General features: G+C 62.4%; 27 protein-coding genes and 1 pseudogene. 15 read left to right on the top strand and 13 right to left on the bottom strand.

The features are described 5' to 3' along the window. Positions 1–76: 76 nt before the first annotated feature. Positions 77–1,114: a DUF1176 domain-containing protein gene (locus NKH70_RS20160; protein ID WP_352714662.1), complete on the top strand. Its 1,038-nt coding sequence runs from the start codon at positions 77–79 to the stop codon at positions 1,112–1,114. Here the strand turns inward: NKH70_RS20160 and NKH70_RS20155 are convergent. The 6 genes and pseudogenes from NKH70_RS20155 to NKH70_RS20130 form a co-directional block, all read right to left on the bottom strand. Then, the gene (locus NKH70_RS20155; RefSeq protein WP_352714663.1) at positions 1,111–1,968 is read right to left on the bottom strand and encodes an alpha/beta hydrolase; all 858 of its coding nucleotides are present in this window, start codon (positions 1,966–1,968) and stop codon (positions 1,111–1,113) included. The two genes, NKH70_RS20160 and NKH70_RS20155, sit on opposite strands and share 4 nt — an antisense overlap. A gap of 92 nt (positions 1,969–2,060) precedes the next feature. Continuing rightward, complete coding sequence (locus NKH70_RS20150) at positions 2,061–3,671, bottom strand: NTP transferase domain-containing protein (protein WP_352910821.1); 1,611 nt, start codon at positions 3,669–3,671, stop codon at positions 2,061–2,063. Then, a complete protein-coding gene (locus tag NKH70_RS20145; protein ID WP_352714667.1) occupies positions 3,668–4,372 on the bottom strand; it encodes an XdhC family protein in 705 nt (234 codons plus the stop codon). The genes NKH70_RS20150 and NKH70_RS20145 overlap by 4 nt, the downstream gene beginning before the upstream one ends. 6 nt (positions 4,373–4,378) lie before the next feature. Continuing rightward, on the bottom strand, positions 4,379–4,717 hold the full coding sequence (locus NKH70_RS20140; protein ID WP_352714669.1) for an XdhC family protein: 339 nt from the start codon (positions 4,715–4,717) through the stop codon (positions 4,379–4,381). A 25-nt stretch (positions 4,718–4,742) separates the two neighbouring features. Further along, positions 4,743–4,983, bottom strand: a pseudogene (locus NKH70_RS20135) (VWA domain-containing protein); the annotation flags it as partial. Between the two features lie 89 nt (positions 4,984–5,072). After that, complete coding sequence (locus NKH70_RS20130; protein ID WP_352467274.1) at positions 5,073–5,567, bottom strand: flavin reductase; 495 nt, start codon at positions 5,565–5,567, stop codon at positions 5,073–5,075. A 179-nt stretch (positions 5,568–5,746) separates the two neighbouring features. On the opposite strand from NKH70_RS20130, the gene NKH70_RS20125 reads away from it, so the two are divergent. Both NKH70_RS20125 and NKH70_RS20120 read left to right on the top strand, forming a co-directional pair. Then, positions 5,747–6,820: a branched-chain amino acid ABC transporter substrate-binding protein gene (locus tag NKH70_RS20125; protein WP_352714671.1), complete on the top strand. Its 1,074-nt coding sequence runs from the start codon at positions 5,747–5,749 to the stop codon at positions 6,818–6,820. A 14-nt stretch (positions 6,821–6,834) separates the two neighbouring features. After that, positions 6,835–7,854 carry a P1 family peptidase gene (locus NKH70_RS20120; protein ID WP_352978934.1) on the top strand — a complete coding sequence of 340 codons (1,020 nt, stop codon included), beginning with the start codon at positions 6,835–6,837 and terminating at the stop codon, positions 7,852–7,854. Positions 7,855–7,901: 47 nt separating this feature from the next. Here the strand turns inward: NKH70_RS20120 and NKH70_RS20115 are convergent, their stop codons facing one another. Beyond that, positions 7,902–8,156, bottom strand: a complete 255-nt coding sequence (locus NKH70_RS20115; protein WP_023674734.1) for a DUF2171 domain-containing protein — start codon at positions 8,154–8,156, stop codon at positions 7,902–7,904. 247 nt (positions 8,157–8,403) lie between these two features. Between NKH70_RS20115 and NKH70_RS20110 the strand changes: the two genes are divergently transcribed. From NKH70_RS20110 to NKH70_RS20095, 4 genes are read left to right on the top strand one after another with little or no spacing between them, the layout of a single operon-like run. Further along, on the top strand, positions 8,404–9,129 hold the full coding sequence (locus tag NKH70_RS20110; RefSeq protein WP_352714673.1) for a DUF2259 domain-containing protein: 726 nt from the start codon (positions 8,404–8,406) through the stop codon (positions 9,127–9,129). Between the two features lie 11 nt (positions 9,130–9,140). Further along, complete coding sequence (locus NKH70_RS20105; RefSeq protein WP_352714675.1) at positions 9,141–9,641, top strand: hypothetical protein; 501 nt, start codon at positions 9,141–9,143, stop codon at positions 9,639–9,641. 59 nt (positions 9,642–9,700) lie between these two features. Further along, positions 9,701–11,008, top strand: a complete 1,308-nt coding sequence (purB, locus tag NKH70_RS20100; protein WP_352714677.1) for an adenylosuccinate lyase — start codon at positions 9,701–9,703, stop codon at positions 11,006–11,008. Next, positions 11,008–11,580 (top strand): RBBP9/YdeN family alpha/beta hydrolase, encoded by a 573-nt coding sequence (locus tag NKH70_RS20095; protein ID WP_352714679.1) that lies wholly within the window; start codon positions 11,008–11,010, stop codon positions 11,578–11,580. Before purB ends, NKH70_RS20095 begins: the two co-directional genes overlap by 1 nt. Position 11,581: 1 nt before the next feature. Here NKH70_RS20095 and NKH70_RS20090 read toward each other — a convergent pair whose 3' ends face one another. After that, the gene (locus NKH70_RS20090; RefSeq protein ID WP_352714681.1) at positions 11,582–12,394 is read right to left on the bottom strand and encodes a VOC family protein; all 813 of its coding nucleotides are present in this window, start codon (positions 12,392–12,394) and stop codon (positions 11,582–11,584) included. Positions 12,395–12,665: 271 nt separating this feature from the next. Between NKH70_RS20090 and NKH70_RS20085 the strand changes: the two genes are divergently transcribed. Beyond that, positions 12,666–13,214, top strand: a complete 549-nt coding sequence (locus NKH70_RS20085; RefSeq protein ID WP_352715211.1) for an RBBP9/YdeN family alpha/beta hydrolase — start codon at positions 12,666–12,668, stop codon at positions 13,212–13,214. Here NKH70_RS20085 and NKH70_RS20080 read toward each other — a convergent pair. Together NKH70_RS20080 and NKH70_RS20075 are read right to left on the bottom strand one after the other, a co-directional pair. Continuing rightward, a complete protein-coding gene (locus tag NKH70_RS20080; RefSeq protein WP_352714683.1) occupies positions 13,211–13,984 on the bottom strand; it encodes an HpcH/HpaI aldolase family protein in 774 nt (257 codons plus the stop codon). The genes NKH70_RS20085 and NKH70_RS20080 overlap by 4 nt on opposite strands. 120 nt (positions 13,985–14,104) lie before the next feature. Next, the gene (locus NKH70_RS20075) at positions 14,105–14,425 is read right to left on the bottom strand and encodes a DUF1476 domain-containing protein (protein WP_023674726.1); all 321 of its coding nucleotides are present in this window, start codon (positions 14,423–14,425) and stop codon (positions 14,105–14,107) included. 270 nt (positions 14,426–14,695) lie between these two features. Here NKH70_RS20075 and purC point away from each other — a divergent pair, with 270 nt between their 5' ends. Genes purC through NKH70_RS20040 form a run of 7 tightly spaced genes read left to right on the top strand, consistent with a single transcriptional unit; the run spans position 14,696 to position 18,473 of the window. Further along, positions 14,696–15,490: a phosphoribosylaminoimidazolesuccinocarboxamide synthase gene (gene purC / locus NKH70_RS20070; protein WP_023674725.1), complete on the top strand. Its 795-nt coding sequence runs from the start codon at positions 14,696–14,698 to the stop codon at positions 15,488–15,490. 40 nt (positions 15,491–15,530) lie between these two features. Then, the gene (gene purS / locus NKH70_RS20065; protein WP_292659850.1) at positions 15,531–15,773 is read left to right on the top strand and encodes a phosphoribosylformylglycinamidine synthase subunit PurS; all 243 of its coding nucleotides are present in this window, start codon (positions 15,531–15,533) and stop codon (positions 15,771–15,773) included. Positions 15,774–15,791: 18 nt separating this feature from the next. Next, positions 15,792–16,046, top strand: coding sequence for a hypothetical protein (locus tag NKH70_RS20060; protein WP_352467267.1), 255 nt, complete (start codon positions 15,792–15,794; stop codon positions 16,044–16,046). Next, entirely contained in the window at positions 16,043–16,711 is a 669-nt protein-coding gene (purQ, locus tag NKH70_RS20055; RefSeq protein ID WP_352714685.1) for a phosphoribosylformylglycinamidine synthase subunit PurQ, read from the top strand. The genes NKH70_RS20060 and purQ overlap by 4 nt, the downstream gene beginning before the upstream one ends. A gap of 31 nt (positions 16,712–16,742) precedes the next feature. Then, positions 16,743–17,408 carry a glutathione S-transferase family protein gene (locus NKH70_RS20050; protein WP_352714687.1) on the top strand — a complete coding sequence of 222 codons (666 nt, stop codon included), beginning with the start codon at positions 16,743–16,745 and terminating at the stop codon, positions 17,406–17,408. 2 nt (positions 17,409–17,410) lie between these two features. Then, entirely contained in the window at positions 17,411–17,821 is a 411-nt protein-coding gene (locus NKH70_RS20045; RefSeq protein ID WP_352714689.1) for a hypothetical protein, read from the top strand. Between the two features lie 4 nt (positions 17,822–17,825). Further along, positions 17,826–18,473 carry a Pr6Pr family membrane protein gene (locus NKH70_RS20040; RefSeq protein WP_352714691.1) on the top strand — a complete coding sequence of 216 codons (648 nt, stop codon included), beginning with the start codon at positions 17,826–17,828 and terminating at the stop codon, positions 18,471–18,473. A gap of 249 nt (positions 18,474–18,722) precedes the next feature. Here NKH70_RS20040 and NKH70_RS20035 read toward each other — a convergent pair whose 3' ends face one another. The 3 genes from NKH70_RS20035 to NKH70_RS20025 all read right to left on the bottom strand — a co-directional run bounded on the left by NKH70_RS20035 (position 18,723) and on the right by NKH70_RS20025 (position 19,566). Further along, the gene (locus tag NKH70_RS20035; protein WP_352714693.1) at positions 18,723–18,905 is read right to left on the bottom strand and encodes a hypothetical protein; all 183 of its coding nucleotides are present in this window, start codon (positions 18,903–18,905) and stop codon (positions 18,723–18,725) included. Continuing rightward, positions 18,898–19,149 (bottom strand): type II toxin-antitoxin system prevent-host-death family antitoxin, encoded by a 252-nt coding sequence (locus NKH70_RS20030; protein ID WP_352662547.1) that lies wholly within the window; start codon positions 19,147–19,149, stop codon positions 18,898–18,900. The genes NKH70_RS20035 and NKH70_RS20030 overlap by 8 nt, the downstream gene beginning before the upstream one ends. 165 nt (positions 19,150–19,314) lie before the next feature. After that, the gene (locus tag NKH70_RS20025) at positions 19,315–19,566 is read right to left on the bottom strand and encodes a DUF1127 domain-containing protein (protein WP_352714695.1); all 252 of its coding nucleotides are present in this window, start codon (positions 19,564–19,566) and stop codon (positions 19,315–19,317) included. Positions 19,567–19,643: the final 77 nt, after the last annotated feature.

Raw genomic sequence — 19,643 nt, 5'->3', positions numbered from 1 at the left:
TCGCAGGCGATTGTTCAAGCGTCACCACGTCGCCGCAATCGATATGATAGGATTTTTCATCGAGTGGAGGTTCCCGATGAGACGCGCCCTTTTTGCAGCGACCGCTTTTATCTCGCTTGCCGTTGCTGGCCAATCGGCGCTCGCCGCAGACGCGCCTTATATCGACGACAGGTCGAATGCCGAAGCGGTCATCCGGTCGCTTTATAGTGCCATCAGCCGGCACGAATTCGCGCGCGCCTGGGACTATTTCGGCGACACCAAGCCGGCCAAGGATTTCAATTCCTTCGTCAAAGGCTATGACAGCACCGACACGGTCGAAGTCAAAACCGGTGGCGTATCCGAAGATGGGGCTGCCGGCAGCATCTACTACAGCGTTCCGGTCGCCATCCGGGCGACGGCCAAGGACGGCAGCGAGAATGTCTTTGCCGGCTGCTATACGCTGCGCCAGATCAACGCCTCGATCCAGGAACCGCCATTTCGCGCGATCTTCATCGACAAGGGTGCGCTGAAACCGTCAAAGGCCGATTTCGAGGATGCCGTGCCGGCAAGCTGCGGCGAAGGACCGCCGCCGCCTAAGAAGGACGCAGCGCTTGAGCAGGCCAACAAGGCGTTTGCCGCGACTTATGGCGACCAGTGCGACAAGGATCTTTTGGCGCAGGAGCCGGACATTTTCTCGATCCACTATAAGGACAAGGATGCGGCTGCCAGCGATCCCGAAAGCGAAACGCGGCTTTTCCATTTCGCCTGCTCGGCCGCGGCCTACAACGAAAACTCGATCTATTACATGAGCGACGACGTGCTTGGCGTGAGACAATTGCAGTTCGCCGAACCTGAAATGGACATCCGCTACGAGAACAATGACAGCGACGGCAAATTGCTGGGCATGACCATAGTTGGCTTCCAGACCTCCGACTGGGCAACTAATTCCGACTACGACGAAGAGACCAAGACGATCACCACCTTCAACAAATGGCGTGGCATCGGCGATGCCTCTTCATCAGGAACCTATCTGTTCCGCAACGGCGATTTTTCCCTGGTCCAGTACGATGTCGACGCGTCTTACGACGGCGAGGAAAATCCGCAGACGGTCGTCGACTACAACACCGCGCCCTAAGGGGCCTTCGACAACATCCAGTTGAGTGTGCCGCGCCAGTCGGTCATGCGGATCGGTGTGCCATGCGTGCCGGTCTCGAAGCGGACGAAGCGCGTGGGATAGCTCTTCGATTTGGCCAGGATGGAGCGGAAGAAGCCTTCCTGTTTCTCGACCGGAAACACCGGATCCTTGCTGCCCTGGCCGAAGAAGACCGGAACACGGCGCTTGAAGGCCGGGCTTGAGAAGAAACTCTCATCCCACAGCGAGCCGAGCAGCAGCAGCCCGTCGATGCGCCCGCCGGTATCCTTGCGGGAGGCCAGCTTCCAGCACAACGCGCCTCCCATAGAGCCGCAGGCGACGAAGATTTTTGCGCGCGGCGATTGTTCGGCATAGTGGCCGATCAATGCGGCGATCTGGGCGGCACCGGCGTCGCCGAAGTCGGAAAAATCCGGCGACAGATAGAGGCCGCCATTGCCGGCCATCAAGTTCTTGATGCGGTTGAAATTACCGCCGAAGGTGAAGTCGTCGGTGCCCTGCTTACGGCTGCCACCCTGTCCGTGCAGATAAAGTACGATGATGCTGGCGCCCCCGACCTTGCCGACGGCGATGTGGCGGACATTGCCTGCATCGGTCGGCAGCAACAGATCCTGCTGCACCTTACGCACGCCGGTGTCGGTGTATTGCGCATGCACACGACGTTCAGGCACTTCGTCGCGGGCGTTGATGTCGCGCATCTCACGATAATCGATAACCGAATAGGCGCCGTTGTTTTCGGATGAGAGCGTCGCCGGATAGGCGAAGAGATCATCCTTGAAGGGTTTGAGTTCGAGAGCGTTGGCGTAGGCGGCGCAAGAGAGCGGCAAAAGAATCGCCATCAGCAGGGCTGGGAGGCCAGAGGGAGGCAAGCGGAACCGGAAGCAGGAACGAAAGGCCATCCCGCAGCCATGCGTTTTTCGGCTTTGGTTTGTCAATCCTGCAGCACGCCGCCGGCGCTTTCCAGCGCCTCGGGCGTGTCGACATCGACGGCTGCCCCTTCGCCGATCTCGACATCGATGACGTCGAGCCCTTCGGCCTCGACCAGATGGCGGGCACCGGTATCGCCTCCGAGGTGAGCGATCGCGGCGAACAGCGAGCGCGGCAGCACCACCGGGTTGCCGCGCCGGCCATCATGGGAGGCGCGCACCACCGATCGCCATTCGGACTTGCGGAACGCCTCGATCAGCCTGTCGAGGTCGGCCGAGGCGACGCCGGGCATATCGCCGAGGACGATCATGGCGCCGGTGGCGTCTCCGGAAATCTTTGCGATGCCTGCCTTCAGCGACGAAGACAGGCCCTCGGCGAAATCCGGATTGTCCGCGAAGGTCACATCCATGCCCGACAGTGCATCGCGCACGCGCTCGCGCTGGTGGCCGGTGACGACGATGGTGGCCGCGGCTTTCGAAGCGATCGCGCGTTCGGCAGTGCGACGGACCAGCGGCTTGCCGTCGAAGAGCGCCAAGAGCTTGTTCGGCCCGCCCATGCGGCTGGAGCGACCGGCGGCCAGAAGCACGATCTCGACCTTTGGTTCGGCTTTGGCCGGCAATGGCTCGCGCGGCTGCGGCCGCGTCGGAATTTCCATCAACAGCCCGCCGACACCCATGCCGGCAATATCCCTGGCGGTCACGTCGAGACCGGCGATCAGCCGGTCGAGCACCCAGTCGAAGCCGTTCTCCTTGGGGCTGCGGGCGCAGCCTGGCGCACCGATGATGCGCTTGCCGCCTAGAGTGCCTAGCACCAGCAGATTGCCGGGATCGACCGGCATACCGGCGCGGATGACAGTGCCGCCTGCCTTTTCGATGGCAGCGGGAACGACGTCGCCAAAATCGGCCATCGCCGAGGCGCCGAAGATAACCACCATATCGTTGTCACGGATCAGCGAGGCCGCAGCCTCGGCGACGGGAATAATTTCATGCGGCGTTCGACGCTCCGCCGTCAGCCTGCCGCCCGAACGCGCCAGGCGTGCTTCGGTGACGCGCAGCGTCTTATCGAGTACGCTGGGTTTGATGCCGGGCAGCACCGTCTGGATGACGCCGACGCGCACCGGCTGATAGGCGTTGACGGCAAAGATCTCGCCGCCGGCGCAGATCCTTGCCACCGCATCGACCAAAGCGGAGGCGACCGCAAACGGAATGATCTTCACCGTTGCTACCATCTGACCTTTTTCGACCGGCGCATGCTGCGCGAGCGTGGCGATGGTGATCGTCGGATCAACAGCGTTGATAGCGTCGATCATCGCCGCGTCGACGGTGAACATGCCGGCAGCGTGCGCGTGGAGGTTGACCCTGCCGGTCGCGGCGGGCTTCGCCTCGATGTTGCGGTGGACCATACATGCGGCGATCTTTTCGGCGGCCGCATCCTCGCTAAGATCATCGGGCGCCAACACCGCCGCGACGACCTCGGAAATGCCAGCGGCCTTCAACAGGGACAAATCCTCGGCGCTTAGCCTGTGCGCCTTGCGGAAGCGGCGCTCTCCGGCTGTGGTGGCGTGCGCAAGCACTGCCCCTTCGGCCGCATCGATCGCAACGGGACCAAATTTCACGCGACCGCGCCTTTGGATTCGAGGCCGCGGGAGCGAAAGGCGTGGATCGCTTGCGCCAAGACCGCGACGGCGATCTCGGCCGGGCTGGCGGCGCCGATGTCGAGGCCGATCGGGGCATGAATGCGAGCGATCTGGTCGGCGGTCGCCCCCGAAGCCAGCAGGCGTTCCACACGTTTGGTGTGGGTCTTGCGGCTGCCGAGCGCGCCGACATAGAAGCAGCCGGCGTCGAGCGCCGCCTTCAGCGCGAAATCGTCGATCTTCGGATCGTGGGTGAGAGCAGCCAGCGCCGTATAGCTATCGAGCGGCTGACGCTTCAGCACATCCTCCGGCCATTCGGCATGCAGCGCGATGTCGGGAAAGCGGTCGGACGTGGCAAAGGCCGTGCGCGGATCGATGATCTCGACAGGATAGCCGGCGATCCTGGCCATCGGTGCCAGCGCCTGGCTGATGTGGACGGCGCCGATCACCACCAGGCGCGGCTGCGGCAGATGTGCGTTGAGGAAGAACGTCCGCCCCTCAGCTTCGACCGAACCGGAATTGCCCGTGCGAAATGCCTTGGCGATGGCCGCCCCGAGTTCGCCGGCTACCCGGTCGCCCTCGCGCACGACACGGTCGCGGCCGTCGCCGAGGTCGGTGACCAGGATCGCCGCGCGGCGTGCGCGGCGTTCGGCGTTGAGTGTCTTCAGCGCGTAAGGATCCATCGAGAATCAGCCCAGCCTTTCGACATAGACCTTGATGCGGCCGCCGCAGGACAGGCCGACCTGCCAGGCGGTTTCGTCGGCGACCCCGAACTCCAGCATCTTCGCCTTGCCGCTATCGATAACATCGACCGCCTCGGTCACCACGGCGCCTTCGACGCAGCCGCCCGAGACGGAGCCATGGAAATTGCCTTCGGCGTCGATGACCAGGTGGCTGCCGACGGGACGCGGTGCCGAACCCCAGGTTTCGACCACGGTGGCGATGGCGACATCCTTGCCGTCCTTCATCCAGCTCTCCGCGATGATCAGCGGGTCGCGGGCCTCATCGAGATAGATGCTGTGTTCCATGATTTTCTCCCAGGGAGACATGTGGTTATGCCACGCGCTTCGCACCAGCCTCGATCCATCTGCGCGGGTCGACCGAACGGACCGAATTTTTTATCCAGCGACGCACAGAGATCGGCGAGCGCATCGAGATTGTGCACCGAACGGAATTCGTCGACATGCGGCAGCATCGCCTTGACGCCGCGGGCACGCGCCTCGAAGCCGTCGAAGCGCAGCAGCGGGTTCAACCAGATCGGCCGCCGGCAGGATTTATGCAGCCGTTCCATTTCTCCGACAGGCGTCTCGTCGATCGTCCGCGGCGCCGGACACTGTTTCAACTCGGTCATTCTGTCTCCGTGGGCGCGGCCATCTAAAGCCTCTACAGAGCGTGATAGCCGCGGTTGTGATAGATCAGTGGCCGCAAATTATCGCCGATGCGCAAACCTGTCACGTTGCCAAAAAGCACACGGTGCGTGGCCAGATCCTTGGTGTCGACCAACTCGCAGTCGAAGACGGCAAGGGCGCCCTTCAACGTCGGTGAACCGGTCGAGATCACATCCCATTCGGCCAGCGCGAAACGCTCCTCGACCGGTAGGCCGGTAATGCCGGAAAAGCCGATCGACAGCGGCTCCTGATCCGAAGCCAGCGTGTTCAGGGCAAATTTGCCGTTTTCCACGAACGGCTCGTTCTTGGAATTTTCACGATTGAGGCAAACCAGGATGGTCGGCGGCGTGTCCGACACCGAGCAGGCCGCGATCACCGTCGCGCCGCGCCTGCCGGCGGGGCCATCGGTGGTGACTACATGTACATGGCCGGCAAAATGGGCCATCGCGTCGCGGTAGGCCTGCGGCCCGATGTCATTCTTCTTCAGCACCGATGATTTCCACTAGTCAGAACCAACCGTTATATATGGCGGGATATTGCATGCCACAAGCGAAGTGCTTGAGCTATATCCCGAATTCCCGTGTTGCGCCAAAGCTGGCCAGCCTTTAGGTCTTGACGGCATTGGCGCCGGCAAAACACGCGATCGGCGCGGAGGAATTCTTCGCTCGCATGCGACCTTGGACAACCACGATAGCGGTGCTGGCCTGGCTCTCGGTCGCCTGCAGTGCAAATGCCGAGACGCTGCTGGTCGGCGTCGCGGCACCTTTGTCGGGGCCGTCGGCTATGCTCGGCAAACAGATCGAGGCAGGCGCGAAAATGGCGGCTGAAGCTGACGGTACCGAGATCAGGACGATCGATGACGCCTGCACGGCCGATGGTGGCGCCGCCGCAGCGAGGGAATTCGCCGCGGCGAAAGTCAATGTCGCCGTCGGTTTTCTCTGCACCGACGCAATCGAGGCGGCGCTGCCGATCCTGAAGGACGCTGGCATCCCGGTGATCACCGTCGGCGTCCGCACGGAAAGCCTGACCGACCGGCGCGCCAAGACGGGATGGCCGATCTATCGTCTCGGGCCGCGCGGCGACGACGAGCGCAATGCCGTCGCAGCCATCCTCACCCGCCTATGGCAGAACGAGCTGTTCGCCGTCGTCGACGATGGCACCATCTACGGCCGCGAAATGGCCGAGACGTTTCGGGCAGCCGCCGAGCAGGCGGCTCTGAAGCCGGTGTTCGTCGACACGTTCCGGCCGCAGCTCGACAACCAGATCGGCCTGATCGGCCGGCTGAAGAAAGCCGGCGCAACGCATGTCTTTGCCGGCGGCGACGGCGATGATGTCGCCATTATGGGCCGCGATGCCGGCCAGCTCGACACCGGCATGGTGTTTGCCGGCGGCGAAGCGTTGCGGGCGCCGCTCGGCGACGCGCCTTATGCCGCCGGCACGCTGATGATCGCGCCGCCCGAATGGGCCGATGTCGCCGACCCCAAGGTGCTGCAAAGCTTTGCCGGACAAAACATCGTGCCGGAAGGTTACACGCTGCCCGCCTATGCCGCGGTCGAGATCGCCAAGGCGGCCTCAGCATTGACGCAAAGCTCCGGCGAGAGGCTGGCCAACGTGTTGACCGCGCACGACTTCACCACGGCGATCGGACCGATCCGCTTTGACGAAAAAGGTGACCTGACGCAAAATCCTTATCGCGCCTACCGTTTCGACGGCGGCCGTTTCGTGCCGGTGGAGAGCCAATGATGTCCAGCACAGGGATGTTCCATACGGGTCCGCGCAATCTCATCACCGACGTCGCCGGCCTGCGTGTCGGCAATGCGGCTAATGCCAAGCTGAAATCCGGTGTGACCACCGTTGTCTGCGACGAACCGGCCGTCGCCGGCGTGCAAATCCTGGGCGGTGCGCCGGGCACCCGCGAAACCGACCTGCTCGAGCCGCACAATTCGATCCACGCCATCCATGCCGTGGTGCTTTCGGGCGGCTCGGCTTTTGGCCTTGACGCCGCGTCGGGGGTGCAGGCGTCATTGCGCGAAAGAGGCATCGGCGTCGAGGTCGGCGGCTTTCGGGTGCCGATCGTGCCGGCGGCGATCCTGTTCGACCTGCGCAATGGCGGCGACAAGGATTGGGACCGGTATCCGCCTTACCGTGACCTTGGCTACGAAGCCGGGCAAGCCGCCGCGATCGACTTTGCGCTCGGCACTGCCGGCGCAGGTAGCGGGGCTTTGAGCTCCGGCCTGAAGGGCGGGCTCGGCTCGGCCTCGACAGTGCTGGACAGCGGCGTCACCATCGGCGCGCTCGCCGCCGTCAACCCAACCGGCTCGGTGACGGTCGCCGGGACCCGCCATTTCTGGGCGGCGCCGTTCGAGATCGGCGACGAGTTCGGCGGCTTAGGCTATCCCCACCCGATGCCTGACGATGCCAGAAAGATCCTGCTGAAGTTCCGTGACAGGCATGCCGGAGAGCAGGCGGAAACCGGCGCCAACACGACCATTGCCGTGATCGCCACCGATGCGGTACTCACCAAGGCCGCCGCCAAACGCCTGGCGATATCAGCGCATGACGGCTTTGTCCGTGCCATCTGGCCGACGCACACGCCCGCAGACGGCGATCTGGTCTTCGCGCTGGCAACGGGCAAGAGCGGCATCGAGCTCGCACCCAACGATGCCATCGATCTCTACGCCGCGGCCGGCGCCACGATGGCGCGGGCCATCAGCCGCGGCGTCTTTGCCGCGACGCCGGCCGAGGGCGATCTGTTCCCGGTCTGGTCGTCGCGCTGACCGCGCCACGCTCATTCGGGTGAGCCGTAATCAGACTGGACTTATGATCAGGTGGGTTCGGATTTTTCTTCTTCGAACGTGACCGCAACATCCGAGTTTGCTGAGAGCCGCACCTTCTGGCCCTCGACCTCGGCGACAAGGCTGAGAGGAATGAAGTGGTGATGGCCCCTGTGAGCGCCCTCGCCGCTGTCGCGCTTGGTCAGCTTGATACGATCTCCGTCAACCTTGTCGACGGTACCGACATGGACGCCGTCGGCGCCGATCACTTCCATACGTTCGCGAATCTTGGCTGCATCTGTCATGGGGGTCTCCCTTAGAGCGCCGCGCGTCCTTTTGAACGCGCAAAGGACGCTCTAAACATTTTTAATCAATGCACCGTGCCTTACGAAAATAGATCCTGATTTTCGGAAGGCACGATGCGGTGAAGCTGCCGACAATAACAAACGACGGCCGGATTGGATGCATCGACTTTGTGTTTCAGTCAGCACGATCTTTTGACGGCATCGTGATAGGAATTTAACGGCGTCGACCGCCTGAATGGAAAGCCCCATGCGAAATCTTGCCCTGTTTGCCGTCTGCCTGCTTGCCCCGCTTGCAACCTTGGCCGCCGCCCACGCAGGCGATGTCGCCGAGCTTGAGATCCTCGGCTTCAGCCGTGATGGCGGGGTCTTTGCCTTCGAGGAATACGGCGTCCAGGACGGATCGGGATTTCCCTATGCGAACCGCTATTATATCGACACGGCCGACGACAGTTTCCTGAAGGGTTCGCCGATCCATGTCCGGCTCGACGACGAGAATGCCGCGGTGGACGCAGCGCGGCTGCAGGCCCGGCAAAAGGGCGAAGCGATCGTCAGTCAGGCGGAACTGACGGCAAATCGCGGCATCACCGCCGGCCTCAACCCGGTGACCGAGCTTTCTGCCGATCCCTTCCGGATGGTGGTCAATCCGCGCCCGATCTTTTCGCCGGTCGACGATCCGCTTGAGTTCCGGCTCGACCAGATCGGCATGAATGACACCGAACGCTGCCAGAGCCAGGGCGAGATCAATGGCTTTCGCCTGCTGCGCATCGAGGCGAAGGACGGCGGCCAGACGAGGATTATCCACGAGGACAAATCGATCCCGCAAAGCAGAGGCTGTCCGAATGGCTACCAGATCGGCGCGGTTCAGACATTTTCGCTGGATAGCCTCAGCGCCTATGCCGTGCTGATCGCGGTGCGCCAATACGGCTTCGAAGGGCCGGACTATCGCTGGATCGCGGTAACCGGTCGCCTTTGACGTTCCCCGCCATGCGCTATAGCGCTCTGCGCCGTCTCCGCCGCGCTCTGCCGTCGCTGCGCGCCGCATTTGCCGGTGCCTTGCTGTGGGCCACAGCGATGGGCGCCAGCGCGCTGCTCAATCTGCTGCAGTACGATTGGGAGACCCCGGCAAAGATCCGCTTCGTCTCGCTGCTTTATGCTGCCGGCGGTGCGCTCGCTTTCCCGATTGGGCTGTTCCTGGCGCGGCTCGTCTCGCTCGGACGCCACTGGGAGATCGCCCTCGCCGCCGCCTTCGTCTGCCTTCTCGCAGCGACGATCGCCTGCACCGGCGGCCTCTTTGGGCTGCAATACCGCTCCTACTATGTCCAATGGCATGCGCCCGTGTTCACCATCACCTGGGTTTTCCAGTTCGTGTTCACGATGTTGACGGCACTCTATCAGTTCGTCGTCCTCGGCATCCGGCTGTATTTTCCGCTCGGTTTCATTGCGCTCGCTGTCGCCAGTGTCTGGTTTGCACGCCAGCAACGTTGAGCATTTTGCCTGCCTCTGTTAGGACGCGGGCAAATGCTCTCGCAAGTCAGGACCGACTGATGATCCCTCGCTACTCCCGGCCGGAAATGGTGGCCATCTGGTCGCCCGAAACCCGGTTCCGCATCTGGTTCGAGATCGAGGCCTACGCGTGCGACGCATTGGCGGAGCTCGGCGTCATCCCGAAGGAGGCCGCCAAGACCATCTGGCAGAAAGGCGGGGCGGCGAAGTTCGATGTCGAGGCGATCGACGAGATCGAGCGCGTCACCAAGCACGATGTCATCGCCTTTCTCACCCATCTTGCCGAATTCGTCGGGCCGGATGCCCGCTTCATCCACCAGGGCATGACATCCTCCGACGTTCTCGACACCTGTTTTGCCGTGCAGCTCACCCGCGCCAGCGACATCCTGCTGGCCGACATTGACGGGCTGCTTGCGGCGCTCAAGCGCCGCGCCTTCGAGCACAAGGACACGATCACAATCGGCCGCAGCCATGGCATCCATGCCGAGCCGACCACCTTCGGCGTCAAGCTGGCGCAGGCCTATGCCGAATTCTCGCGTTGCCGCGAGAGGCTGGTGCACGCACGCGAGGACATCGCCACCTGTGCCATCTCCGGTGCGGTCGGCACCTTCGCCAATATCGACCCCTATGTCGAAGAATATGTGGCCAAGAAACTCGGACTGAAACCGGAGCCGGTGTCGACGCAGGTGATCCCGCGCGACCGCCATGCGATGTTCTTCGCCACTCTCGGCGTCATCGCCTCGTCGATCGAGCGGCTGGCGATCGAGGTGCGCCATCTGCAGCGCACCGAGGTGCTCGAGGCAGAAGAGTACTTTTCACCCGGACAGAAGGGTTCGTCGGCGATGCCGCACAAGCGCAACCCGGTGCTGACCGAGAACCTCACCGGCCTTGCCCGCATGGTGCGCTCCTTCGCATTGCCGGCAATGGAGAATGTGGCGCTCTGGCACGAGCGCGACATCTCGCATTCCTCGGTCGAGCGCATGATCGGGCCCGACGCGACGGTGACGCTCGATTTCGCGCTCTCACGGCTGACCAGCGTTGTCGATAAACTGCTCGTCTACCCCGACAACATGCTGAAGAACATGAACAAATTCCGCGGCCTTGTGCATTCGCAGCGCGTGCTGCTAGCGCTGACGCAAGCCGGCGTTTCGCGCGAGGACGCCTACCGGCTGGTGCAGCGCAATGCGATGAAGGTATGGGAGCAAGGCGCTGATTTTCTTGAGGAACTTCTGGCCGACAAGGACGTTGTCGCAGCCTTGCCCGAGGCCGAGATCCGCGAGAAATTCGACTTGGGCTATCATACCAAGCACGTCGATACGATCTTCAGCCGAGTGTTTGGAGAAGCCTGATGATTTCGGCGGCCGGAGATTTCGATTTCCTTGCCCTGCCCGGGCGCGGCAATTCCGGGCCAGATCATTGGATGTCGCATTGGTGCCGGGTGTTCCCCAATTCGAGCCGCGTGCTGCAGGCTGAGTGGGACCGGCCGAAGCCTGAAGACTGGATCGGCCAGGTAGATGCCGCGGTGGCCGCCGCACCGCGCCGCATCGTGCTGCTTGCGCATTCGCTAGCGGTGGCGACGGCGGTGAAGTGGGCTGCTAGCGCCAGTCAAAGCCAACTCGACAAGGTCGCGGCGGCATTCCTGGTTGCCGCGACCAATGTCGAGGATGCCGATCCCTCATTCGACGCGGTGCGCCCGTTCGCGCCGATGCCGCTGAAGCGCCTGCCCTTCCCGACATTGGTGGTGGCGAGCCGCAGCGACCCACGCGTCACCTTCGACAAGGCGACCGTTTTTGCCGCCGCCTGGGGCGCGGATATCGCCGATGCCGGCGATCTTGGCCATATGGGGAACGAGGCCGGCCTCGGCTTATGGCCAGCGGGCCTGCTCATGCTTGGCCGCTTGCTCGAAAAAGCAAACCTCTAACCTACGCCTTACCGGGAACCGTCCTTATCACCGTGCCCCACGGATCCTCGCGGGTGGTCTCGCTTGCGGCATTGTCCGAACGCATCTCGACCCAGGCCAGGCCGGAGCGGGCGGGATCGCGGCGACCGGCGCCCGCGCTCTGCCACGCATTTGCGCCAATGTGGTGATGATAGCCGCCGGACGACAGGAATACCGCCGCGCCACCGTACTTTGCCACCGTGTCGAAACCGAACTCCTGATGCCACCATGCTTCGGCTTCTTCCGGCCTGCCAACCCGCAAATGGACGTGGCCGATAATGCTGTTTTCCGGCGCGCCCTGCCAGCCGGTGTCGCCGGCCGGCACCTCGGCAACGACCGACGGAATGTTCAGCCGCTCCGTCGCCATCGCTATCTTGTCGCCGTTCCATTTCCAATCCTGCGGGCGGCGGTCGGCATAGATCTCGATGCCGTTGCCTTCCGGGTCGGTAAGATAAAGCGCCTCGCTGACCAGATGATCGGATGCACCCTCGATGCCGATCTTGCCGGCGATGGCGTGGTTGATCCAGCGGCCGAGATCGGCACGGCTGGGTAGCAGGAAGGCGGTGTGGAAAAGACCGGCGCTGCGCGGGTCATCGGGTTTCGCGGCCGGATCCGCTTCGATGTCGAGCAAAGGGCGATTGACTGCGCCGAGCGTAATCGTGCCGCCGGCGCGGCTCAGTTCCTGCAAACCGACGACTTTGCGATAGTAGGCAGCGAGATTTTCTGCATCGCGCGCCCGCAAGCCGACGCGGGCAACGCTGACCGGGGTCGTCGCGGCAAAAGGCAGTTCGCTCATCAAAGTGCTCCGTTCAGGCGGCGCTCGACAAGCTTCCAACAGAGGAACCCGGCGCCATCAATCATTCTACGCCGTGTCCGTGCCAAAATCTCGGAACAGCCATTCTTTCCCGGCGACAGATCGTCGATCGCGATCGTTCACACAAGAGCGCAAGAAGCGAACATGGTGTTCACAATAGCGATCAGAACCGGGTTCGTGAGAGGCCGTTTGCGTGTCGCTGTTGAGTTCATACCCGGTTGCACCCGACAGCGCCTCTCGCTACATGCGCGCCATGAAAGTCAGGGAAGCAGATATTCTCATCGTGCCGGGCTACACCAATTCCGGCCCCGATCATTGGCAGAGCCGCTGGCAGTCGAAACTGTCGACAGCGCGCCGCGTCGAACAGACGGAATGGTCGAAGCCGGTGCGCGAGGATTGGACGGCCGGTGTCGCCAAGGCGGTTAACGAGGCCGAGCGGCCGGTCGTCATCGTCGCTCATTCGCTTGGCGTCGCAGCGGTCATCCAGGCCTTGCCTCGGTTTGAGCGGCCGGTCGCCGGCGCTTTTTTCGTGGCGCCGCCCGATGTCGCCAATCCAAAGATAAAGCCCAGGCACCTGATGACCTTCGGCCCCTATCCGCGCGACCCGCTGCCGTTTCCGTCGGTGGTGATCGCCAGCCGCAACGACCCGTTCTGCGCCTTCGGCGTCGCCGAGGACATTGCCGCGGCTTGGGGGTCGCTGTTCATCGACGCCGGCGATGCCGGCCATCTCAACGCAGATTCCGGCTTTGGCCCTTGGCCCGAAGGCTCGATGACGTTCGCGAAATTCCTGACGGATCTTTAGGAAGCGATCGAATCCCTGACGCTGTTCAGCAGGGTCTTTGCCCCAAGCGAAATCAGCGAATGCTCGGAACCCATCGCCAGCAGCCGGTAACCCATCGACACCACGCGACCGGCGATGGCCGGTTCCATCACATAGATCGCCGCATGCTTGCCGGCTTTGCGGGTGCGCTCGGCGATCGAGGCGACGGTCTCCATCATGCTCTCCAGCGTCGAACTGACGGTGGTGCCCTTCGACCAGGCGATCGAGAAATCCGAAGGGCCCAGGAAGATACCGTCGATGCCCGGCGTGTCGAGGATGCCATCGAGTGCATCAAGCGCGGCGCGCGTTTCGACCATGGCGAACGCCATGGTGCGCTGGTTGCTGTCGCGCAGCCAGTCGGCATAATCGCCCTTGCCATGGCGCGGAAAGGCATAGGTGGGGCCCCAGGAGCGCTCGCCTAGCGGCGGGTATTTCATGGCGGCGGCAAACAGCTTTGCGTCCGCCACCGAATTCACCATCGGGGCGATCACCGCCTCGGCGCCGAAGTCAAGCGCACGGCTGGCCATGTCGAAGCGGCCGACCGGAATGCGCACCAAAGCCGGCTTGTTGGCGGCCAGCACCGGCACAAGCCCGCGCAGCACGCTGTCCTCGTGATGGCCACCATGCTGCATGTCGAGCGTAACCGCGTCGAACCCTTGTCTGGCCAGTATCTCGACCGTCAAGGCATCCGGCACGCCGGACCATGCAGTGAACAGCGTCTCGTCGGCCGCAAGGCGTGACTTCAGGGACATTGGCGATTTCCTCTTTGGTTGCAGCAATTCAGCCGGAAATGACCGCAAAGGCAAAGAAAAACCGCCCGGCTAGGCCGGGCGGTCGATTGGTCCAGAATGCGATCGGAACGAGCGGAAGGATCAGGTGTTCTTGATCTGCTCGATCGCCTGCGCCATCAATTCATCCATGGTGCGGCGGATCTGATGGTCCGACTGGTCGATGCCGGCTGCATCGAAATCCTTGCGTATCTTGCGGAAAACGTCGTGATCGCCTGCTTCCTCGATGTCGCTGACGACCACTTCCCTGGCATAGGCGTCGGCATCGGCGCCTGACTTGCCGAGCTTTTCGGCAGCCCACAGGCCGAGCGCTCTGTTGCGGCGTGCCGCAGCCTTGAACCGAAGTTCCTCGTCGAATGCGAATTTGCGCTCAAAGCCCTCTTCGCGGTCTTTCATGCTGCTCATGGCATCCCTCCGTGAAATCCGATTCGTTGTGCCAATATGTGTTGCCGGAGCACAAACCAAAAGGGCGCCGGCCGGTCAATATGCTACATTGCTTGCTGCGCTGCGGCATTTCGGTCCCCGAAAGCGGTTGATTGAAAGGATTTGCCGATTGAGCAAACAGTGCGATTGGGATAGACACCGGCATTGAACCCCACCGTCGCCATCTTATTTTAGGCAGACGGACAGGAACTGGTCGCTTGCCGCCTGCCCGCAAATCCAGAGAAAAATCAGATGAAAAATCGCCGCCGCATTTATGAAGGCAAGGCCAAGATCCTTTATGAGGGACCGGAGCCTGGCACGCTGATCCAGTTCTTCAAGGACGACGCCACCGCTTTCAACAAGAAGAAGCATGAAATCGTTGATGGTAAAGGCGTCCTCAACAACCGTATTTCCGAGCACATTTTCAACCACCTCAACCGGATGGGCATTCCGACCCACTTCATCCGCCGGCTCAACATGCGCGAGCAGCTGATCAAGGAAGTCGAGATCATCCCACTCGAAGTGGTGGTGCGCAACGTCGCCGCCGGCTCGCTGGCCAAACGTCTCGGCATCGAGGAAGGCACCGTGCTGCCGCGCTCGATCATCGAATTCTATTACAAGGCCGATGCGCTCGACGATCCGATGGTCTCGGAAGAGCACATCACCGCCTTCGGCTGGGCGAGCCCGCAGGAGATCGACGACGTCATGGCGCTGGCCATCCGCGTCAACGACTTCCTTTCCGGTCTGTTCATGGGTGTCGGCATCCAGCTCGTCGACTTCAAGATCGAATGCGGCCGCCTGTTCGAAGGCGACATGATGCGCATCGTCGTCGCCGACGAGATCTCGCCGGATTCCTGCCGGCTGTGGGACGTGGCGACCCAGGACAAGCTCGACAAGGACCGCTTCCGCCGCGACATGGGCGGGCTCGTTGAAGCCTATCAGGAAGTTGCCCGCCGCCTCGGCATCATGAACGAGAACGAGCCGCCGCGCCCTGCCGGACCGGTGCTCGTCGCTTCGACCGACGGTGTCAAAGGCAAGCCGCACTGACGGCTTACCCGCTCAACAGGTGAACAGGAGCATGTCCAGCGTGATCAAGGCCCGCATTACCGTAACCCTCAAGAACGGCGTGCTCGACCCACAAGGCAAGGCAATCGAGCATGCGCTTTCCGGAATGGGTTTCGGCGGCGTCGGCCAGGTGCGGCAAGGCAAGGTTTTCGATATCGAGCTTGCCGAGGGCGACAGGGCCAAGGCCGAGGCGGATCTGAAAGCCATGTGCGACAAGCTTCTGGCGAATACGGTGATTGAGAATTATAGTGTGGCCATTACCTGAGGTTGTGCCCGAGGGTAGATGACCGAGATCAATGGAAGCCTGATTTTTGAAGTCCTCAAATCCATTCAGTTGCGGCTGGACACGATGGATTTGACACTTGGCGAGGTAAAGTCCGAGTTGGGTTCGATCCGTGGTCATCTCGTCGCCACCGAGGGCGATGTGAAGAACATTTACGGCGTGCTGGCGCGGCAGGACGATCGCCTCGAACATATCGAACGCCGCCTAGAATTGCGCGAACTCGCCGAAGCCCAGAGGCCCTACGAACCAAAATGAAATCAGCCGTCGTCCTGCTCCCCGGCCTTAATCGCGACCGTGACATGATCGCGGCGCTGACCAAGATTTCCGGCACGCCGCCGGTCACCGTCTGGCAGACCGACACTGAAATCCCCGATGTCGACCTGATCGCCATTCCCGGCGGCTTTTCCTTTGGCGATTATCTGCGCTGCGGCGCTATTGCCGCGCGCATGCCGGTGATGCGGGCTGTCGCCGAAAAAGCGGCCAAGGGCGTCACGGTCATCGGCGTCTGCAACGGCTTCCAGATCCTGGTCGAGGCCGGCCTGCTGCCGGGCGCACTGATGCGCAACACCTCGCTGAAATTCGTCTGCCGGCAAGTCAAGCTGCAGATCGCCAATGCCAACACGATGTTCACCAGCCGGTATCAGCCGGGCCAGGTCATCCGCGCGCCGGTGGCGCATCATGACGGCAATTATTTTGCCGATGCCAAAACGCTGGCCCGCCTCGAAGGCGAAGGCCAGGTGGTGTTCCGCTACGCGGAAGGCACCAATCCCAACGGCTCGATCAACGACATTGCCGGCATCCTCAACGGCCGTGGCAATGTGCTCGGCCTGATGCCGCATCCCGAGAACCTGATCGAAGCGGCGCATGGCGGCAGCGACGGCCGGGCGCTGTTCGAAAGCGCGCTGGGCATCGCCGCTTGATGCATTCAATTTTCCTCCTGGAGCGACGGCCATGAAACTCTATTCGCGACCGCTGTCGCCCTATTCGTCGATCGTGCGGGCCCTGGCCTACATCAAGAACGTGCCGCTCAAGCTCATTGCACCGCCGCCGGGGTTTCCCATCCCCGAGGCATTTCGCGCCATCTCGCCGCTCAACAGGATTCCGGTGCTGATCACCGGCTCGGGCGAAACGATCGTCGAATCGGTGGTCATTGCCGAATATCTGGAGGAGCGCTTTCCCGAGCCCGCACTGCTGCCCAACGATTCGAAGGACCGGGCGCTGGTGCGCATGTTCGCCCGCATCACCGACCTCGACGTGCTCGCGCCGATGATGAAGCTGTTCGAGCTCTATTTCGTGCCGCAGCGCAACGAGGCGGAGATCAAGGCACAGTTCGCCCGATTGCATCACGGGCTTGCGGCAATCGAGGCCCGCATGGCGCATGGCCCGTTCGCGCTCGGCGACGATATCTCCTTTGCCGATGCCTGGCTGACGCCGACCCGCTTCGTCTTCAACAATTTCAGGGCGACGATCGGCCGCCCCGATTTGCTTGAGGCCTATCCGAAATTCGATGCCTACGAGCAAATCGCCTTGCAGCATCCGGCGCTGTCGCGCGTCTGGGGTGAGATGACAGACGGTCTGAAGATCTTTCTGTCCGAACTCGAGATGGGCGCCGCGTGAACATGAGACCGACGACCACGCGCCTCGCCCTCGCCGCTGCCGCCGGTCTTGTACTCGCCTCCTGCCAGTCTGGCCCGAAGAGTACGCCGGCGCCGGCGGGCAAGAGCGCGTCACTGCTTGCCATGGAACAGGTGGCGATCGCAGCCCACAAATGCTGGATCGCCAGCAAGGACCCTGCCTTCAAATCTTATCAGATGGCCAACGAACTGAATTCGTTCAGCGGCACGCCGCGCTTCCTGCTGGTGCCGGCCAAACATTATGGCGGAAAGCCGCTGCTGGTCGTGCAGGCGCAAGGCAGTTCGAGCCGCGTCGACGTGTTCGGCCCATTGATGGCGGAACCGCTCGGCACGCGCATCGGCTCGGACATTGCCCGCTGGCAGGCGGGCAATCCGGCCTGCGGCGCTGCTGCCTAGCCCAATGGGTCGGTTGCTGCAGATCACTGGTCTGGTCGTCGGCCTGGCCGGGCTCGTCCTGCAGCTCTGCATCACCGTCCCGGCGTCAATGGAAGCCGGCCGCGGTTTTGTCGGCTCGCTGGTCTTCTATTTCAGCTTCTTCACCATCCTGACCAACATCGGCGCGGTGCTCGTCCATGCCTCGTTGCTGTCGTCGACGGGTTATGCCTGGTTTCCGGCCTTTGCCGCGCCACGGATGCGGGCGGGCGTAGCCGTCGCCATAACCCTGGTCCTCATCGTTTATGCAACGGTCCTGGCGCAGCTTTGGCAGCCGCAAGGATTGTTCCTGCTCTGCGACGTTCTCCTGCACTATGTGACGCCGCTGTTGTTCGTGCTGTGGTGGCTTGTGGCGGGCGCCGACGGCTCGACGCGATGGCGCGACATCTCCTGGTGGATGATCTATCCGATCGCCTATCTGGCCTACGCATTGCTGCGGGCGCCGATCGCCGGCGAAGTGCCCTACCCGTTCCTCGACGTCTCCAAACACAGTGCGGCCAGCGTCGCGGTCTCAGCTCTGGCCATCACCGGGCTTTTTCTGATGCTGTGCATTGTGGCGGTGCTTGTGGACCACGGTGTCACGCGGATCAGGGCGGAACGCGTCCGTCCGCGATGACGCTCTCCCGCCCTGGTCGCCTTTAGCGTCTTGGCACGGTTCGCGCGGCGCCCTGCACGGATCGCCGCAGCAGCTTCACCGGCGATCCGTGACATGAACTTGCGCGTGAATTGGCCAAGCGGCTTGGCATCCTCGAGCGCCCAGCTCGTCGCGAGATCATCGGTGTTGAATTCATCGACGATAACCCAGGCTGGCGTATAGAGCGTGGCGCGACGGGCCTCCGTCTCAGGAATCTCGACATAGTATGCGTCAGGGCGTGGCGGGCTGACTTGTGATCGGAATGAGCAGGGCCTGCTTGCGGCCATTCTTACCGGCAACGATCAGCATCACGCAAGTCGGCCGCGCCTTGCGTCCGCTCTCCTCGCCGCGGTCATATTTCCTTGCCCAAAGATAGGAGTAGAGAATGATCTGTCCGTGACCAAGCTCAGTCATCCCGGACATCATCTCGCGCGATTGCGTCGAGGCCGGCTAGAAGCTCGTCGCGTTCCTCGGCCGACAGATCCTCAACGCGGTGTGCCCGCTGAGCGCTGCGGCCGGTGATGCGGTCGAACTGCTCCGCCGTCAGGAGCACGAACTTTCGTTTGCCGCGCTTGGTGATGTCGACGGGACCACGGAACGCAGCCTCGACGACCTCGCCGGATTTATTGCCGAGATCTGTGAGCGTGAAACTCGCCATAGTCATCTCCTTCACACCCCGAAAATAGATGAAACAGCTGTTTTCAGCAATATCCCTATTTCATCGGATAGCGTCTAGCGAGACCTGAAGGCGAGAGGACGATCGCATCTCAGCCGTGATGAACCGTAGCTCTCAACGCCGAATGACGACCTCGTCCAAGGACTTTCAGTCCCAGAACGGCCTGAGGCCTTCACGATGGGCATCGCAACGCGTAATGCCGATGTCCTTGAGCTGGTCGTCGGTCATCTCGAGCAGGACCAGCCGGCTGCGCCGACGATCCATTAGCCTGCCGAGCCACCTCGCGAAGGATCCGAGCGTACGCACCAGCCGACTAACATAGGTTGGCCGGCCTAACGGAGGTGCCACCTGCATCTGCAATTCAGCCGTAACGGAGCGGATTGTCTCAATTGTAGCCATTTTCTTTCTGCCAAAACTTCGGATTGTACCCGTCTCGCCGCCGATCTGATATGTATTGACTCCCATGTCGGTGCAAT

The organism is Mesorhizobium sp. M0991 (assembly GCF_040318915.1).
Taxonomy (GTDB): Bacteria; Pseudomonadota; Alphaproteobacteria; order Rhizobiales; family Rhizobiaceae; genus Mesorhizobium.
The sequence above is the reverse complement of the archived record's forward strand: the minus strand, read 5'-3'. Positions and strand labels throughout refer to the sequence as shown.

Coding starts and splice junctions, on each gene's coding strand:
- NKH70_RS20105 (WP_352714675.1), top strand. CDS start 9,141: ATGCGCTATAGCGCTCTGCGCCGTCTCCGCCGCGCTCTGCCGTCGCTG.
- NKH70_RS20155 (WP_352714663.1), bottom strand. CDS start 1,968: ATGGCGATTCTTTTGCCGCTCTCTTGCGCCGCCTACGCCAACGCTCTC.
- NKH70_RS20145 (WP_352714667.1), bottom strand. CDS start 4,372: ATGGATCCTTACGCGCTGAAGACACTCAACGCCGAACGCCGCGCACGC.
- purQ (WP_352714685.1), top strand. CDS start 16,043: ATGAAATCAGCCGTCGTCCTGCTCCCCGGCCTTAATCGCGACCGTGAC.
- NKH70_RS20040 (WP_352714691.1), top strand. CDS start 17,826: ATGGGTCGGTTGCTGCAGATCACTGGTCTGGTCGTCGGCCTGGCCGGG.
- purB (WP_352714677.1), top strand. CDS start 9,701: ATGATCCCTCGCTACTCCCGGCCGGAAATGGTGGCCATCTGGTCGCCC.
- purC (WP_023674725.1), top strand. CDS start 14,696: ATGAAAAATCGCCGCCGCATTTATGAAGGCAAGGCCAAGATCCTTTAT.
- NKH70_RS20090 (WP_352714681.1), bottom strand. CDS start 12,394: ATGAGCGAACTGCCTTTTGCCGCGACGACCCCGGTCAGCGTTGCCCGC.
- NKH70_RS20045 (WP_352714689.1), top strand. CDS start 17,411: ATGAGACCGACGACCACGCGCCTCGCCCTCGCCGCTGCCGCCGGTCTT.
- NKH70_RS20085 (WP_352715211.1), top strand. CDS start 12,666: ATGAAAGTCAGGGAAGCAGATATTCTCATCGTGCCGGGCTACACCAAT.
- NKH70_RS20110 (WP_352714673.1), top strand. CDS start 8,404: ATGCGAAATCTTGCCCTGTTTGCCGTCTGCCTGCTTGCCCCGCTTGCA.
- NKH70_RS20075 (WP_023674726.1), bottom strand. CDS start 14,425: ATGAGCAGCATGAAAGACCGCGAAGAGGGCTTTGAGCGCAAATTCGCA.
- NKH70_RS20030 (WP_352662547.1), bottom strand. CDS start 19,149: ATGGCGAGTTTCACGCTCACAGATCTCGGCAATAAATCCGGCGAGGTC.
- NKH70_RS20025 (WP_352714695.1), bottom strand. CDS start 19,566: ATGGCTACAATTGAGACAATCCGCTCCGTTACGGCTGAATTGCAGATG.
- NKH70_RS20095 (WP_352714679.1), top strand. CDS start 11,008: ATGATTTCGGCGGCCGGAGATTTCGATTTCCTTGCCCTGCCCGGGCGC.
- NKH70_RS20060 (WP_352467267.1), top strand. CDS start 15,792: ATGACCGAGATCAATGGAAGCCTGATTTTTGAAGTCCTCAAATCCATT.
- NKH70_RS20160 (WP_352714662.1), top strand. CDS start 77: ATGAGACGCGCCCTTTTTGCAGCGACCGCTTTTATCTCGCTTGCCGTT.
- NKH70_RS20035 (WP_352714693.1), bottom strand. CDS start 18,905: ATGACTGAGCTTGGTCACGGACAGATCATTCTCTACTCCTATCTTTGG.
- NKH70_RS20080 (WP_352714683.1), bottom strand. CDS start 13,984: ATGTCCCTGAAGTCACGCCTTGCGGCCGACGAGACGCTGTTCACTGCA.
- NKH70_RS20140 (WP_352714669.1), bottom strand. CDS start 4,717: ATGGAACACAGCATCTATCTCGATGAGGCCCGCGACCCGCTGATCATC.
- NKH70_RS20050 (WP_352714687.1), top strand. CDS start 16,743: ATGAAACTCTATTCGCGACCGCTGTCGCCCTATTCGTCGATCGTGCGG.
- NKH70_RS20125 (WP_352714671.1), top strand. CDS start 5,747: ATGCGACCTTGGACAACCACGATAGCGGTGCTGGCCTGGCTCTCGGTC.
- NKH70_RS20120 (WP_352978934.1), top strand. CDS start 6,835: ATGTTCCATACGGGTCCGCGCAATCTCATCACCGACGTCGCCGGCCTG.
- NKH70_RS20115 (WP_023674734.1), bottom strand. CDS start 8,156: ATGACAGATGCAGCCAAGATTCGCGAACGTATGGAAGTGATCGGCGCC.